Here is a 13,818-nt window from a genome sequence, read left to right as displayed (position 1 = left end):
GCAAGGGTCAAGGAGTTCTTTCTTGCGCACGCCGGCAAGACCGCCGCTGGATGGCTTGAAGAAAAGGCTGGACCGCAGCCGCGCCGAACGCGAGCGCATGCCGCGCGATGGATTTTTGCGCGAGACCTTCGTGCTGCCACGCACCGATGCACGGCTGAAGGCCAAGGAATGGTTCGACCGTTGGCCGAAGCAGGCCTACTGGACGACAATCGAAAGCTGGTTCGAGCGCCCGGGCGACGTCATCGAGTTCACGATCAGGCGGTTGCCGGCGGCGGATTAGCCCGCCGCAAGCCGGCGTGCCCCCGGTCCATCGCAAGCCAGCCTGTCTTCGCGGTTCCGCAAAGGGCAGCGGTCGATCGACATGCAGCCACAGCCGATGCAGTCGTCCAGGCCGTCCCGCAGCTTCTTCAACCGGGTGATCCTGTTGTCGAGGTCTTTGCGCCAAGCCGTTGAAAGACGATTCCAATCTTCCCTGGTGGGGGTGCGGCCTTCAGGTAAAGAATCAAGAGCCGCGCCAATATCGGCAAGCGAAATGCCGACATCCTGGGCGACCTTGATGATGGCAACGCGCCGCAGCACCTCGCGGTCATAACGGCGCTGGTTGCCGGAGGTGCGGTGCGATCGGATCAATCCGCGTGTTTCGTAGAAATGCAGCGCCGACACGGCAACGCCGGCGCGCATCGCTACGTCGCCTACCGTCAGTTCCCTTGAAGCGACCATCAGACTTTCTCGCTTGACCTCAACTTATATTGAGGTTGTAGCGAAGGCGTCCGAACCTTGCAATGGCAGGACAAGACGATGTGCATGTTTGAAAGATTCGCCCGTTGGCAGGACGCCGTGGAGGCGCCGTGGACAGCCGGCGCGGCAGCGTTGCGGCTAGGCGAGTTGCCGGATGGCTTCACCCGCGACCATGGCCACGGACAGCGCGACGTTGAGGCTGCGCGCGGAACCTTGCATCGGAATGACGAGGCCGACATCGGCGGCATCATGGACCGGCTGCGGCACGCCGGCCGATTCGCGGCCGAACAACAGCGTGTCTCCAGGGCGGAAGGCGAAGTCCGTATAGGGCTGGACGGCCTTGGTGGACAGAAGCACCAGCCGGCGCCCCGCCGCGTGGCGGTGCTGCTCGAAGGCGTTCCAGTCGAGGTGGCGGGTGAGCGCCGCCATTTCGAGGTAGTCCATGCCGGCGCGCCGGAGGTTGCGGTCGGACAGGTCGAAGCCGGCCGGTTCGACGATATCGACGGCCAGACCCATGCAGGCGGCGAAGCGCAGGATTGTTCCGGTATTGCCGGCGATATCCGGCTGGTAGAGGGCGACGCGGAGACGGTCGTTCATTTCCACGTGCTTTTCGTGCGTGGCGGATCGGTCACACGACGTTCCTGGCTCAAGCGGTTCCTCGATATCCGGGTGGCGATTGGTTTCGAATGCGTGTATAGGGCCGGCATTGTCAACTCGAACCCACGGAGGCGGATATGGATTTCATGATGACCGTAGACATTTCACGCCCCACGCCATGGCTTGCTGCCTGAACGCGGCAACCGGTTCGACGCTTCAACTGACACAATAAGCATATTGCGAAGCATATTCGGGCAGGTCGCCAAGCCTTTGCTTTTCGAAGGTGCATGGCCGCTGTCTCGTGCAAAACCGGGCGATTTCAATCGCCCGCCGCAATCCCGATTTCAGGCGCCCCTGCGGCGTCATCCGACACAAGGTTCTAGACGATGTTCCGCTGGTTCGAAAAAAGGCTCGATCCGTTTCCGCTCGAGGAGCCGGTAGAGCCGCCGAATACGCTGCTCGGCTTTTGCTGGCATTTCACCAAGCCGGCATGGCCATTCGTGCTGCTGGCTGCGGTCCTGATGGCAATGATCGCCATGATCGAGGTCTGGATGTTCGGCTTCCTCGGCCATATCGTCGACTGGCTGTCGGTGCAGAATCGCGAGACATTCCTGCAGACGGAATGGTGGAAGCTGGCCGGCATGGTGGCGGTGATTGCCATCCTCCTGCCAACGCTGGTGGTTTTCTCATCGCTCAACACCTATCAGACGCTGTTCGGAAATTACCCGATGCGCATCCGCTGGCAGGTGCACCGCTACCTGCTCAAGCAGTCGATGATCTTTTACCAGGATGAATTTGCTGGCCGCATCGCAACCAAGCTGATGCAGACCGCGCTCGCCGTGCGCGAGACCGTCATCAAGTTCGCCGAGGTGCTGAACTATGTCGTGGTCTATTTCCTCGGCATCCTGATCATCGTCGGCTCGTCCGACTGGCGGCTGGCGGCTCCGATGGCCTTGTGGCTTGTCGGTTATCTGTTCGCTTTGCGCTATTTCATCCCGCGTCTTGGCAAGGTGTCCGAAGCGCAAGCCGACGCCCGCTCGATCATGACCGGGCGCATCGTCGACAGCTATACCAACATCCAGACCGTCAAGCTTTTCTCGCATGGCCGGCGCGAGTCGGACTATGCGCGGCAGGGCATGGCCGAATTCATGCAGACGGCCTACGCGCAAGGACGGCTGATCAGCAAGTTCTACATCGTCGTCTACGCGCTGAACTCGGCGCTGCTGCTGAGCGTTGGTGCGCTGGCCATTGGCCTGTGGCTGAACGGAACGGTGACGGTCGGCGCGGTCGCCGTGGTGATCGGCCTGGTGCTGCGTCTTTACGGCATGTCGCAGTGGATCATGTGGGAAGTTTCCGGCCTGTTCGAGAACATTGGCACCGTGCAGGACGGCATCGGTTCGATCTCACTGCCGCGCGTGGTCGAGGACATGCCCGGCGCGCCGGATATCGAAGTGGCGCAGGGCGGCATCGCCTTCGAGAATGTCCGATTTCACTATGGCAAGCAGAAGGGCGTCATCGAGGATTTGTCGCTGTCGGTGCGCCCGGGCGAGAAGGTCGGCATTGTCGGGCGTTCCGGTGCCGGCAAGTCGACGCTGGTGAACCTGCTGCTGCGCTTCTACGACATCGAATCCGGCCGCATCGTCATCGACGGGCAGGACATCGCCGCCGTCACGCAGGATTCGCTGCGCGGCGCGATAGGGATGGTCACGCAGGACACGTCGCTTCTGCATCGCTCGGTGCGGGAGAACATTCTCTACGGCCGGCCGGATGCCAGCGAGGAGATGATGCTGGAAGCGGCGCGACGGGCGGAAGCGACCGATTTCATCGCCGGGCTGGCGGATGCGAAGGGCCGCAAGGGCTTCGACGCCCATGTCGGCGAACGGGGTGTGAAGCTCTCCGGCGGGCAGCGGCAGCGCATCGCCATCGCTCGCGTTATGTTGAAGGACGCGCCGATTCTGATCCTTGACGAAGCAACCTCCGCCCTAGATTCAGAAGTCGAAGCGGCCATCCAGGAAAATCTCTACAAGCTCATGCAAGGCAAGACCGTGATCGCCATCGCGCACCGGCTCTCGACGATCGCGGCAATGGACAGGCTGATCGTCATGGATCAGGGCCGTGTTCTGGAGGAAGGAACGCACGACGCGCTCATCCAGCGCGGCGGACTTTATGCGCAGCTGTGGCAACGCCAGTCCGGCGGTTTCCTGCTGCATGACGAGCCGCACGAGCCTGCCGCCCGCATGGCGGCGGATGTGAGGGAAGAAGCCGCGGAATGATGAACGGCATCTATCGCTGGTTCGAGAACTGGGTCTATCCGTTCCGGGAACCCGCGAATCTGAGGCCGCCTTTTCCGGTTGCAGGCTTCATCTGGCACTATGTCGGCCAGGCCAAGGGCGCGTTCTTCCTGATGCTGGTCATTGGCGGGATCGCGCCGCTGATAGAGGCCGGGCTTTTCTACTTCGTCGGGCGTCTGGTCGATATACTCGACCAGCTTCCCGCCGAGCGCAGCTGGGACGCCTTGTGGGATGCCGCCGGCTGGGAAATCGTCTTCATGATCGTGGTGGTGCTGGTCCTGCGCACCATCGTGGTGACCTTGTCGGCCCTTGTCGACCAGCAGACGATCACGCCCGGATTTTCCAATCTTGTGCGTTGGCAGGCGCATCGGCATGTCTCGCGCCAGTCCTACACCTTCTTCCAGAACGATTTCGCCGGTCGTATCGCCACCAAGGTCTGGCAGGCGGGGCAAGCAACCGGCGACCTGATGGAAAGCTTCATCGAGGTCATCTGGTTCATGATCGTCTACACGGTCACCACACTGGCGCTGGTGGGTGGATTGGATATCCGTCTGGCTATCCTGGTGGTCGTGTGGATCGTCGCGTTCGCCGTGCTGGCCAAAATCTATCTGCCGGCGATCCGCAAGCACGCGGAGGCGACCGCCGAAGCGGGTTCGATGATCACCGGACGCATCATCGATTCCTACTCCAATGTTCAAACGCTGAAGCTCTTCGCAGCCGACGGCGACGACCGCTATATCCGCAGCGGCTTCGACATCTATCTCGGGGCGCTGCTTCCCTTCACGCGCCGGCTGACCGGCGTGCGCACGGCGCTGACGATCCTGTCTGGCGTGATGATCACGGCCATTGCCTGTTTCTCGGTCTATCTCTGGGTGGAGGGGCTGATCACCGTCGGCGCCGTCGCCTTCACCCTGTCGCTGGTGCTGCGGCTGAACATGCTGCTCGGACGCTTGATGATGCAACTGAACAGCATCTTGCGGAACCTTGGCGTGCTGGAAAATTCCAAGGCGCTGATCTCGCAGCCGCTCGGCCTCGTCGACAAGCCCGACGCGAAGGAACTCGACGTCGCCGGCGGGCGCATCGAGTTCAAGGACGTCACCTTCCACTACGGCAAGGGCTTCGGCGTGCTGGACGGCATCGATCTGGTCGTCCGCCCCGGCGAGAAGGTCGGGCTGGTCGGCCCCTCCGGCGCCGGCAAGACGACGCTCGCCAATCTGATCCTGCGGCTCTACGACCTCGAAGGCGGCGAGATCGTCATCGACGGACAGGATATTGCTCAGGTGACGCAGAATTCGCTGCGCGCCAATATCGGCGTGGTCAGCCAGGAAACGGCGTTGTTCCACCGCTCGCTGCGCGACAACATCAGGCTCGGCATGCAGGATGCCACGGAAACCGAGATCATGGCGGCCGCGCGCCGGGCGGAGGCGCATGAGTTCATCCTGTCGCTGCGCGACAACAACGGTCGCGCCGGCTATGACGCCTATGTCGGTGAGCGCGGCGTGAAGCTTTCCGGCGGGCAGCGGCAGCGGGTGGCGATCGCCCGCGTCTTCCTGAAGAACGCGCCCATCCTGGTGCTGGACGAGGCGACCTCGGCGCTGGATTCCGACATCGAGGCGGCCATCCAGGACAATTTGCACAAATTGATGGAAGGCAAGACCGTCATCGCCATCGCGCACCGGCTCTCCACCATCGCAGCCCTCGATCGGCTCGTGGTGCTGGACCAGGGCAGAATCGTCGAGGAAGGTACGCACGACGAACTGGTCGCGCTCGACGGTCTCTACGCGCGGCTCTGGAAGCGCCAATCCGGCGGCTTCCTGTTCAACGAGGAAAGCCCGCTCGAGGAAACGAGGCCGGCGGAGTAGGGATCGATGTCCTTTCGTCCACCATCCAATTTGTCGGGGGCTTCTGCTTCAGAGGTCGCATTCGACGCACTCGGCCACGAGATACTGGCAGAAAAGGCGGCGGCGCTGGGTTCAGCCGGGCGCAAGGCCGAGAAATGCCTGACTCGCCTGCAAGAGCATGATGGTGCGGATGCCGGTTCTTCGGCCAAAGAGGAACGAGACGCGGTCCGCAATCGGCTGCTGAAGGAGGCCGCCGATGCGGTCTACGCCTGGTTCATCCAGCGAGAACTGTGCGGCTTCCGTCGTCACGAAGGGGTAATCCGCGAGTTCGGGATTCCGCGCGAAGTCCTGATCAGGCTCGGAGCGCGCTGACTATTCCAGCCATTCGGTGACGAATTTCCCGTTCTCGTGGATATTGAGCGACTCAAGCGGACCGGGTCCAAGATTCTCGAATTTGTGCGGCGTGTCGGCGGGCGCGACGACGATTTCGCCCGCCTTCGCTTCGATCCTGCGATCACCAACGGTGAACAGCGCGACGCCGGTGCGGATGACAAAGGTTTCGGGATAGGGGTGCCTGTGCAGGCGAGGACCGCCGCCGGGCCCGTCGATTCGGCTGGCGATCACACTGATGCCGGCGCCACGGGCGCCGCCCTGCCAGGAACCACGGAATATTCCGGTGTCGTTCAGCCAGTCTTCGGCTCGGGTAATCGGGTCGGTCGAAACAGCCATCGGGGCCTCCCTGGCAACGGCTTCGACCATATTGCCGCATCATCTTCGGCCACTCAAATCCGTTGGCTGGCAACAGAGGCGCGACAATGTGCCCTCGTGCCTTCACCCGACTGGACAAAAACGGTCGTCACGCATAAACCGAAGTCCAAATGCCGGAGGAATTCGCTAGCCTGTTCGCCATGCGCTGTCGGGTCGGCGTGAGTGAGCGGGGACTAGGGCTCGCCTTCGGCACGGAAGAGGCGAAAGGACCAGGCACCCGTGAGCGAAACCGATACCCACGATCCCAATCGCCGCGATTTTCTTTATATTGCGACCGGCATGGCCGGCGCCGTCGGCGCAGCTGCTGTCGCCTGGCCGTTCATCGACCAGATGCAGCCCGATGCCTCGACGCTGGCGCTGGCCTCCATCGAGGTCGATGTCTCGTCGCTGACGCCCGGCATGTCGCTGACCGCCAAGTGGCGCGGCAAGCCTGTCTTCATTCGCAACCGCACGCCCGAGGAAATCAAGGCTGCGCAGGACGTGAAGCTGGAGGATCTCAAGGATCCGCTGGCCCGCAACGCCAATCTGGCCAGTGACGCGACTGCCACCGATGCCGACCGTTCGGGCGGCGAGGGCAAGGAAAACTGGCTGGTGATGGTTGGCGTCTGCACCCATCTCGGCTGCATTCCGCTGGGCCAGCAGGGCGAGTATGGCGGCTGGTTCTGCCCTTGCCACGGTTCGGTCTACGATACGGCCGGCCGCATCCGCGGCGGACCGGCGCCCGAGAACATGGCTGTGCCGGTGTTTTCATTCATCTCCGATACCAAGATCCGCGTCGGCTGAGGCAGGGGGAATTTCGATGAGCGAGGGACACTCCACCTATACGCCGAAGACCGGCGTCGGCCGCTGGTTCGACGCAAGGCTGCCGCTGCCGCGCCTGGTCTATGACAGCTTCATCGCCTATCCGGTGCCGCGCAATCTGAACTATGCGTGGACCTTCGGCGGCATTCTTTCCATCATGCTGGTGGCGCAGATTCTCACCGGCATCGTGCTGGCCATGCATTACACGTCCGACACGAATCTCGCCTTCAATTCGGTCGAGAAGATCATGCGCGACGTGAACGACGGCTGGATGCTGCGCTACCTGCATTCCAACGGCGCTTCGTTCTTCTTCATCGCGGTCTATGTGCACATCTTCCGCGGCCTCTATTACGGTTCCTACAAGGCGCCGCGCGAGCTGCTTTGGATACTCGGCTGCATCATCTACCTTTTGATGATGGCGACCGGCTTCATGGGCTACGTGCTGCCGTGGGGCCAGATGAGCTTCTGGGGCGCCACCGTCATCACCGGCTTCTTCACCGCCATTCCGCTGGTCGGCGACTGGATCCAGCAGCTGCTGCTCGGCGGCTTTGCGGTGGACAATCCGACGCTGAACCGCTTCTTCGCCCTGCATTACCTGCTGCCGTTCATGATCGCCGGCGTGGTCGTGCTGCATATCTGGGCGCTGCATGTGGTGGGCCAGTCGAACCCGACCGGCATCGAGGTGAAGTCGAAGACCGATACCGTGGCCTTCACGCCCTACGCGACCATCAAGGACGCGCTCGGCATGATCGTCTTCCTGCTGTTCTTCGCCTACTTCGTTTTCTATATGCCGAACTATCTCGGCCATCCGGACAATTATACGATCGCCAATCCGCTCAAGACGCCGGCGCACATCGTGCCGGAATGGTACTTCCTGCCGTTCTACGCCATCCTGCGCGCGATCACCTTCAACATCGGGCCGATCAATTCCAAGCTCGGCGGCGTGCTGGCGATGTTCGGCGCCATCGCAATGCTCTTCATCGTGCCGTGGCTGGATACCTCCAAGGTCCGCTCCGCGGTGTACCGTCCATGGTACAAGCTGTTCTTCTGGCTGTTCGCCGCCAACTGCATCATGCTCGGCTGGCTGGGCTCGCGTCCGGCCGAAGGCTCCTACGTCGTCATGGCGCAGCTATGCACGCTGTTCTATTTCGCCTTCTTCCTGATCGTCCTGCCGGTCCTCGGCCTGATCGAGACGCCAAGGCGGCTGCCCAATTCGATTACCGAAGCGGTGCTGGAAAAGAACAAGGGTGGCAGCGGGCATCCGGCGGGCGCGACGGCGTCACCGGAAACCAAGGGCTGACGGCAGAGAATCTCAGGGGATTTCAGTATGAAGAAGATTCTCACCTTGCTCGCCGCGGCCGGCGTCGTTTTCGCCGGTGCAGCAGCCTTCGCGCAGGAAGAGGGTGGCCACAGCGAAGCCAACCCGACGCACTTCCCGATCCATGAGCCGAAGCAGTCGAACTGGAGCTTCGCAGGGCCGTTCGGCACCTACGACAAAGCACAGCTGCAGCGCGGCCTGAAGGTCTACAAGGAAGTCTGCTCGGCCTGCCACTCGATGAACCTGGTGGCGTTCCGCACGCTGGAAGACCTCGGCTACTCGGAAGCCCAGATCAAGGCGCTCGCGGCCGAATACACCGTCCAGGACGGTCCGAACGACGCTGGCGACATGTTCGAGCGCCCCGGTATTCCGTCCGATCACTTCCCGGCTCCATTCCCCAACGAGGCTGCCGCTGCTGCCTCCAACGGCGGTGCGGCTCCTCCGGACATGTCGCTGCTGGCCAAGGCGCGCGGCGTCGAACGGGGCTTTCCGCAATTCATTTTCGACATCTTCACCCAGTATGCTGAAGGCGGCCCGGATTATATCCATTCGCTGCTGACCGGCTTCGACGAGAAGCCGCCGGAGGGGATGAAAATTCCGGAAGGCACGCACTACAATCCGTATTTTGTCTCGGGCGTATCATTGAAGATGGCCAAGCCGCTTTCGGATGGTCAGGTGACCTACGACGATGGCGCGCCGGCAACCGTGGAGCAGTACTCGCAGGATGTCTCGGCCTTCCTGATGTGGGCAGCGGAACCGCATCTGGAGGATCGCAAGAAGACCGGCTTCCGCGTCATCATCTTCCTGCTGCTGTTCTCGGTGCTGATGTATTTCACCAAACGTAAGGTCTGGGCCAACGTGGCGCATTGATCGCCAGCCGTCAGCCGATTGAAAAAGGCCCGCTTCGGCGGGCCTTTTTCATAGGGCGGGCGAGGCGCTCATCGCCTGTGCGATCAGCCTGAAATCGGGCTCGCCGATCTCGACTAGGCCGTGGCGGAACGGCGCGCCCCAATTGGGCCTGCCGGCGGTGAATTGGAGCCGGTTGAGCAGCGAACGGATCGGCGTTTCGCGCGCCCGCAGCCATGCGACATCGCGACGGAACGGCGTGAAGCCGCTGCCCATGTCGCCTTGATAGGGCTCGCCATCTTTCACGGTTCCGATCGCCGTGAACGACTGGAGCCCGTCGGTGACCTTCATAACCTCACTCGGCGAATAGTAGATCACATGGTCGCCGGGCCTGATGCGCTTCAACGGCGCGGCCTTGCCATGGTTCACCTGCATAAAGCCGCCTGCGACGCCCCGGCGGACATGTTCGGCCGAGGCGACGCAGATCCAGTTTCGCGTACCGTTCACTGTGGATCGTCCGCGACCGCCAGCACCCGGATCCGGTTGCCGTCGGGGTCGGCGACCACGAAGGAGCGTCCGAAAGCGAGCGTCTCCGGTTTTGCGACGATCTTCGGTTCGGCCTTCGACCATTCAGCAAAGGCGCTGTCGACCGCATCGTAATCAGCGACGCTGACCGCGGTTTCCATGCCTGGTCCGGTCATCAGGGATTCGGGGTCCTTCCAGGCCCACATGCAGAACTTGTGGCCGTCCGGCAGGACGAAAAGAACGAATTCCGGCGACGCGTATTGGGGCGTCAAGCCGAATAGACGGGAATAGAAGTCTGCGCTGGCGGTCGGGTCGTTGACATAGAGCACTGTCTGGTTGGGGGTCGCCATGGTGGTCTCCTTTGGTTGGGAGCCCGAGACTATGACGAGCTGCTGTCAGAAAATGGCAGCATCGAACCGCAATCCGGCCTACCTAACGCGTTTTTCCGGTGGGCCTGCTCAGCCTCTTTCCAGCGCTTCAAAAACACCTGTCGCTTGCCTGGATAACGCGTCTCGGTCGGGCGGAGCGACAGGATGCGGTCGGTGCGGAAATTCCGGAAATCCTGCCTCAATTCGCACCAGCTGATGAGCATGCGCACCCGCTCGAAAAAGCCGAGCGCCAGCGGCCACACGGTGCGCTCCGTCCGCTCGCCGCCGTCCACCGCATAGGCGATTTCCAGCTTGCGTTCGGCCCGGATCGCCCGGCGGATGTCGGCGAGATCGATCCTGTCCGCCGGCGCGTCGACCGACGGGCCGACCAGCAGCCCGTTGGCATCGACCTTTTCGCGCAGATCGGCCGGCAGCACGGCGGAGATTTTCGACAGCGCATTCTCCGCCGCGTCGCCTAGCCGTCGGTCGGCCCGCCGCGCCACCCAGCGCTGGCCGAGTACCAGCGCCTCCAGCTCATCTTCGGAAAACATCAGTGGCGGCAGCATGAAGCCCGGTCTCAGCACATAGCCGAGGCCCGGTTCGCCCTCAATGTCGGCCCCCTGGCCCTGAAGGGTGACGATGTCGCGATAGAGCGTGCGGATGCTGATGCCGAGCTCGTCCGCGAGGGCCTTTCCCGACACGGGCGTGCGATGGCGACGCAGCACCTGGATCAAATCGAGCAGGCGTTCGGATCGTGACACATCGGCTTCCTTCTGTGGACGACAATAGCACCACTGCTGCCAATTGATGGCAGTTATCGAGGCGCCGCATCCGAATCCGGGGCCCCAGATTTCAGTCGCCAGCCAGCATATGCTCCGGTAGATCAGATTTGGACCGTTCTGTAACACCGGGTTGAAGCGCGACATGAGACACTCCCTTGAAGAAACCCTGCTCGCGGCGATCCGCACCATCCCGGACTACCCCAAGCCCGGCATACTGTTTCGCGATATCACGACGCTGCTCGGCAATGCGCGCGCCTTCCGCCGCGCCATCGACGAGCTGGTACAACCCCATGCCGGGCAGAAGATCGACAAGATCGCCGGTATCGAGGCACGCGGTTTCATTCTGGGTGGGGCAATCGCGCACCAGCTGTCAGCCGGCTTCGTGCCGATCCGCAAGAAGGGCAAGCTGCCGCACGAGACGGTGCGTGTCGCCTACAGCCTGGAATACGGGCTGGACGAGATGGAGATGCACCGCGACGGCGTGGCGCCGGGCGAGAAGGTGATCCTGGTGGACGATCTCATCGCCACGGGCGGCACGGCGGAGGCGGCGGTCAAGCTGCTTCGCCAGATCGGCGCCGATATCGTCTCTGCCTGCTTCGTCATCGACCTGCCGGACCTTGGCGGCCGCGCCAGGCTGGAGGCGCTCGACGTGCCGGTGCACACGCTGATTGCGTTCGAGGGGCATTAGATTCAAGTGAGGCCGGCCCGCAAATGGCGGTTTCCTGCGCTTCCGGTGCGCACATACTGTAGTACGCTGCGCTCCGGTTCTCGGATCCCACCATTTTCGGCTCAGCCTGACTTTAATTCAGACCTGGCCTAGTCGGGGACCGGCATTCAGTGTGGGCGCGTTATTCCACCTTCACCAGCACGGCGCTTTCGAACTCGATGACCTTGTCGCCGGTTGAATCGAAGCCTGCGGCCTCCACCGTGAGCACGATCCAGCCGGGACGGGCGATGTTCGGGCGGATCGCAAGGGCCTTGCGGGTGAAGGTTATCGTCTCGCCGGCATAGACCGGTTTCAGCCACTTCAGGTTCTTGAACCCGGGCGAAGGGCCGAATTGCGGCTTCGGGCCGGGGCCGGACCAGTCAGGCCCGCTGCGTGACGCCAGATTGTACTTCATCCATGTCGCCGCCGTATGCCAACCGGAAGCGCACAGGCCACCCAGCGCGCTTTTCTTTGCCGCCTCTTCGTCGAGATGGAAGGCCTGCGGATCATATTTGGCGGCGAAGGCCTTGATCGCGTCCGGCTCGAATTTATGGGAACCCAGCGTGACCGTGACGCCGATGCCGAAATACTCTTCCAGGGTCATGACGCAGCTGCCTCGCGGGTCAGAAACATCGCGGTGCTCTGCATTTCATAGACGAGGTCATCGCGCTGGTTGAAAAGTTCGCCACGCATGGTGACCAGTCCCAGGCGCGGTTTGGATCGGGACTGGCGACTTCCGACGACGGTGATGCGGCCTGTGAGCATGTCGTTGGCCAGAACCGGCCGCTTCCACCGGACATAGTCGATGCCGGGCGCGCCCTGAGAGGTCGAATCCAGCATGAACCCGTCGCACATCATACGCATGAACATCGAACAGGTGTGCCACCCGGAAGCAGCCAGCCCGCCAAGCACGCTCGCCTTGCCTGCCGCTTCATCCAGATGCATCGGCTGCGCATCGAACTCGGAGGCGAACTCGACGATTTCCGGCGCGGTAACCAGCTTCTCGCCGAGGCCGATCACGGTTCCTTCGGTGAGGTCGTCGAAGGTCCATTTCATCGTGGGCTGTCCGAAATCCTGTTCAAGATTGTACGATCATGATCCAGGTGGAAATGCCGCGCAAGCCGGCAACGGTGCTAGCTGTTAGAGCCAGCCGCGCTGGCGGAAATACCAGAAGGGCAGGATCGCCGAGAGGATCATTAGACCGAGGGCGAGCGGATAACCGAACGCCCATTTCAGCTCGGGCATGAAATCGAAGTTCATGCCGTAGATCGAGGCGACAAGCGTCGGCGGCAGGAAGACCACGGCGGCAACCGAAAAGATCTTGATGATGGCGTTCTGCTCGATGCTGATCATGCCGAGCGTCGCATCGAGCAGGAAGTTGATCTTCTGCGACATGAAGGCGGCATGGTCGGCCAGCGACAGCACGTCGCGCGACAGTGTCTTGATCCGAGCTTTCGTGTCCTTGCCCATGCGGGTCTGCGTGGCGGCGTGATTCAGGAAGCCGGAGACGCGCTGCAGCGTGGTCAGGCTTTCCCGCACCGAGGAGGCAATGTCCTCCTTGCGGCCGACCGCCTTCAGCAGTGCCTGGAAGTCGCGGTTGCGCTTGGAAGCCTTGCCCTGCGGCGCCTGGAAGATGTCACGCGAAATCGTCTCGATGTCGCGTCCGGCGCGCTCCAGCACGTCGGCCAGGCGATCGACGATCGCTTCCAGCAGGCCAACGAGAATGGTGTCGCCGGCGGCACATCCGGTCGACGCCTTTTCGGCCCGCATCGGAAAGGTCATGAAGGCGCGCGGTTCATGGTAGCGCACCGTCACCAGCCGCTTGCCGGCCAGCACGAAGGTCACCGGCGACATGACCGGGTCGTCGTCGGTTTGCGAGGGAAGGTTGGCAGTCATGAAATAGGCGCCGTCCTCGACATAGAGACGGCTGGAAATCTCGATCTCCTCCATCTCCTCGCGAGTCGGCACCGCAACGCCGATCAGGGCCTCGATCTCGGTCTCTTCCTCCTTGGTGGGGGAAAGAAGATCGATCCAGACGATGTTGTCCTTGTTGTCGGCCAACTGGTCGACGCGCCGCAGGCGGTCGTTCTCCACGACGAATGCCTTGATCATCGCCGGGTCTCCTTGGTTCGAGCCTAGAAGGCGTCCGATAGACGCTTTGATCGGATTGCGCCGGCGAGCGTTCGCTGGAAGTGCTGGCCGAATGCAGCCGCCCTTAGTCCCGTGACAGAGGGGCG

17 protein-coding genes are annotated in these 13,818 nt (G+C 62.4%); 8 read left to right on the top strand and 9 right to left on the bottom strand.

What is annotated here, in order from left to right; all coding sequences use genetic code 11:
* Positions 1 to 22: 22 nt before the first annotated feature.
* Positions 23 to 280 (top strand): hypothetical protein, encoded by a 258-nt coding sequence (locus tag ASD44_RS09485; RefSeq protein WP_056110982.1) that lies wholly within the window; start codon positions 23 to 25, stop codon positions 278 to 280.
* On the opposite strand, the gene soxR is transcribed toward ASD44_RS09485, so the two are convergent.
* Both soxR and ASD44_RS09475 read right to left on the bottom strand, forming a co-directional pair.
* Positions 277 to 720 (bottom strand): redox-sensitive transcriptional activator SoxR, encoded by a 444-nt coding sequence (soxR, locus tag ASD44_RS09480; RefSeq protein ID WP_056110981.1) that lies wholly within the window; start codon positions 718 to 720, stop codon positions 277 to 279. The two genes, ASD44_RS09485 and soxR, sit on opposite strands and share 4 nt — an antisense overlap.
* A gap of 156 nt (positions 721 to 876) precedes the next feature.
* The gene (locus ASD44_RS09475) at positions 877 to 1,335 is read right to left on the bottom strand and encodes a tRNA (cytidine(34)-2'-O)-methyltransferase (RefSeq protein ID WP_056110979.1); all 459 of its coding nucleotides are present in this window, start codon (positions 1,333 to 1,335) and stop codon (positions 877 to 879) included.
* Positions 1,336 to 1,721: 386 nt separating this feature from the next.
* Here ASD44_RS09475 and ASD44_RS09470 point away from each other — a divergent pair, with 386 nt between their 5' ends.
* The 3 genes from ASD44_RS09470 to ASD44_RS09460 are packed head-to-tail and all read left to right on the top strand — an operon-like array spanning position 1,722 to position 5,839.
* Complete coding sequence (locus ASD44_RS09470; protein ID WP_056110975.1) at positions 1,722 to 3,608, top strand: ABC transporter ATP-binding protein; 1,887 nt, start codon at positions 1,722 to 1,724, stop codon at positions 3,606 to 3,608.
* Entirely contained in the window at positions 3,605 to 5,488 is a 1,884-nt protein-coding gene (locus ASD44_RS09465; RefSeq protein WP_056110974.1) for an ABC transporter ATP-binding protein, read from the top strand. Before ASD44_RS09470 ends, ASD44_RS09465 begins: the two co-directional genes overlap by 4 nt.
* A gap of 6 nt (positions 5,489 to 5,494) precedes the next feature.
* Positions 5,495 to 5,839 (top strand): DUF6665 family protein, encoded by a 345-nt coding sequence (locus ASD44_RS09460; RefSeq protein ID WP_056110972.1) that lies wholly within the window; start codon positions 5,495 to 5,497, stop codon positions 5,837 to 5,839.
* On the opposite strand, the gene ASD44_RS09455 is transcribed toward ASD44_RS09460, so the two are convergent.
* Positions 5,840 to 6,196 carry a cupin domain-containing protein gene (locus ASD44_RS09455; protein WP_056115824.1) on the bottom strand — a complete coding sequence of 119 codons (357 nt, stop codon included), beginning with the start codon at positions 6,194 to 6,196 and terminating at the stop codon, positions 5,840 to 5,842.
* A gap of 258 nt (positions 6,197 to 6,454) precedes the next feature.
* Here ASD44_RS09455 and petA point away from each other — a divergent pair, with 258 nt between their 5' ends.
* From petA to ASD44_RS09440, 3 genes are read left to right on the top strand one after another with little or no spacing between them, the layout of a single operon-like run.
* Complete coding sequence (petA, locus tag ASD44_RS09450) at positions 6,455 to 7,018, top strand: ubiquinol-cytochrome c reductase iron-sulfur subunit (RefSeq protein ID WP_056110970.1); 564 nt, start codon at positions 6,455 to 6,457, stop codon at positions 7,016 to 7,018.
* 16 nt (positions 7,019 to 7,034) lie between these two features.
* The gene (locus tag ASD44_RS09445) at positions 7,035 to 8,336 is read left to right on the top strand and encodes a cytochrome b N-terminal domain-containing protein (protein ID WP_056110969.1); all 1,302 of its coding nucleotides are present in this window, start codon (positions 7,035 to 7,037) and stop codon (positions 8,334 to 8,336) included.
* Positions 8,337 to 8,363: 27 nt separating this feature from the next.
* Positions 8,364 to 9,224, top strand: coding sequence for a cytochrome c1 (locus ASD44_RS09440; protein ID WP_056110967.1), 861 nt, complete (start codon positions 8,364 to 8,366; stop codon positions 9,222 to 9,224).
* 48 nt (positions 9,225 to 9,272) lie between these two features.
* Here the strand turns inward: ASD44_RS09440 and ASD44_RS09435 are convergent, their stop codons facing one another.
* Genes ASD44_RS09435 through ASD44_RS09425 form a run of 3 tightly spaced genes read right to left on the bottom strand, consistent with a single transcriptional unit; the run spans position 9,273 to position 10,854 of the window.
* Positions 9,273 to 9,707 (bottom strand): EVE domain-containing protein, encoded by a 435-nt coding sequence (locus ASD44_RS09435; protein ID WP_056110965.1) that lies wholly within the window; start codon positions 9,705 to 9,707, stop codon positions 9,273 to 9,275.
* Entirely contained in the window at positions 9,704 to 10,075 is a 372-nt protein-coding gene (locus tag ASD44_RS18735; RefSeq protein ID WP_056110964.1) for a VOC family protein, read from the bottom strand. The genes ASD44_RS09435 and ASD44_RS18735 overlap by 4 nt, the downstream gene beginning before the upstream one ends.
* Positions 10,076 to 10,104: 29 nt before the next feature.
* Positions 10,105 to 10,854 carry a YafY family protein gene (locus tag ASD44_RS09425; protein ID WP_082542563.1) on the bottom strand — a complete coding sequence of 250 codons (750 nt, stop codon included), beginning with the start codon at positions 10,852 to 10,854 and terminating at the stop codon, positions 10,105 to 10,107.
* A gap of 163 nt (positions 10,855 to 11,017) precedes the next feature.
* On the opposite strand from ASD44_RS09425, the gene ASD44_RS09420 reads away from it, so the two are divergent.
* The gene (locus tag ASD44_RS09420; RefSeq protein WP_056110962.1) at positions 11,018 to 11,563 is read left to right on the top strand and encodes an adenine phosphoribosyltransferase; all 546 of its coding nucleotides are present in this window, start codon (positions 11,018 to 11,020) and stop codon (positions 11,561 to 11,563) included.
* Positions 11,564 to 11,723: 160 nt separating this feature from the next.
* Here the strand turns inward: ASD44_RS09420 and ASD44_RS09415 are convergent, their stop codons facing one another.
* The 3 genes from ASD44_RS09415 to corA form a co-directional block, all read right to left on the bottom strand.
* Positions 11,724 to 12,185 (bottom strand): MaoC family dehydratase, encoded by a 462-nt coding sequence (locus ASD44_RS09415; protein WP_056110960.1) that lies wholly within the window; start codon positions 12,183 to 12,185, stop codon positions 11,724 to 11,726.
* The gene (locus ASD44_RS09410; protein WP_056110959.1) at positions 12,182 to 12,637 is read right to left on the bottom strand and encodes a MaoC family dehydratase; all 456 of its coding nucleotides are present in this window, start codon (positions 12,635 to 12,637) and stop codon (positions 12,182 to 12,184) included. The genes ASD44_RS09415 and ASD44_RS09410 overlap by 4 nt, the downstream gene beginning before the upstream one ends.
* 84 nt (positions 12,638 to 12,721) lie before the next feature.
* Complete coding sequence (gene corA, locus ASD44_RS09405; protein WP_056110958.1) at positions 12,722 to 13,693, bottom strand: magnesium/cobalt transporter CorA; 972 nt, start codon at positions 13,691 to 13,693, stop codon at positions 12,722 to 12,724.
* Between the last annotated feature and the right edge of the window lie 125 nt (positions 13,694 to 13,818).

Source organism: Mesorhizobium sp. Root554 (assembly GCF_001427025.1).
In the GTDB taxonomy this organism is placed as follows: domain Bacteria; phylum Pseudomonadota; class Alphaproteobacteria; order Rhizobiales; family Rhizobiaceae; genus Mesorhizobium.
This window is presented reverse-complemented; position numbering and strand designations above follow the sequence as displayed.

Bases quoted from the DNA above. Each gene is read 5' to 3' on its own strand.
- soxR (WP_056110981.1), bottom strand. From the start codon at position 720: ATGGTCGCTTCAAGGGAACTGACGGTAGGCGACGTAGCGATGCGCGCC.
- ASD44_RS09475 (WP_056110979.1), bottom strand. From the start codon at position 1,335: ATGAACGACCGTCTCCGCGTCGCCCTCTACCAGCCGGATATCGCCGGC.
- ASD44_RS09470 (WP_056110975.1), top strand. From the start codon at position 1,722: ATGTTCCGCTGGTTCGAAAAAAGGCTCGATCCGTTTCCGCTCGAGGAG.
- ASD44_RS09465 (WP_056110974.1), top strand. From the start codon at position 3,605: ATGATGAACGGCATCTATCGCTGGTTCGAGAACTGGGTCTATCCGTTC.
- ASD44_RS09460 (WP_056110972.1), top strand. From the start codon at position 5,495: ATGTCCTTTCGTCCACCATCCAATTTGTCGGGGGCTTCTGCTTCAGAG.
- ASD44_RS09455 (WP_056115824.1), bottom strand. From the start codon at position 6,196: ATGGCTGTTTCGACCGACCCGATTACCCGAGCCGAAGACTGGCTGAAC.
- ASD44_RS09445 (WP_056110969.1), top strand. From the start codon at position 7,035: ATGAGCGAGGGACACTCCACCTATACGCCGAAGACCGGCGTCGGCCGC.
- ASD44_RS09440 (WP_056110967.1), top strand. From the start codon at position 8,364: ATGAAGAAGATTCTCACCTTGCTCGCCGCGGCCGGCGTCGTTTTCGCC.
- ASD44_RS18735 (WP_056110964.1), bottom strand. From the start codon at position 10,075: ATGGCGACCCCCAACCAGACAGTGCTCTATGTCAACGACCCGACCGCC.
- ASD44_RS09420 (WP_056110962.1), top strand. From the start codon at position 11,018: ATGAGACACTCCCTTGAAGAAACCCTGCTCGCGGCGATCCGCACCATC.
- ASD44_RS09415 (WP_056110960.1), bottom strand. From the start codon at position 12,185: ATGACCCTGGAAGAGTATTTCGGCATCGGCGTCACGGTCACGCTGGGT.
- ASD44_RS09410 (WP_056110959.1), bottom strand. From the start codon at position 12,637: ATGAAATGGACCTTCGACGACCTCACCGAAGGAACCGTGATCGGCCTC.
- corA (WP_056110958.1), bottom strand. From the start codon at position 13,693: ATGATCAAGGCATTCGTCGTGGAGAACGACCGCCTGCGGCGCGTCGAC.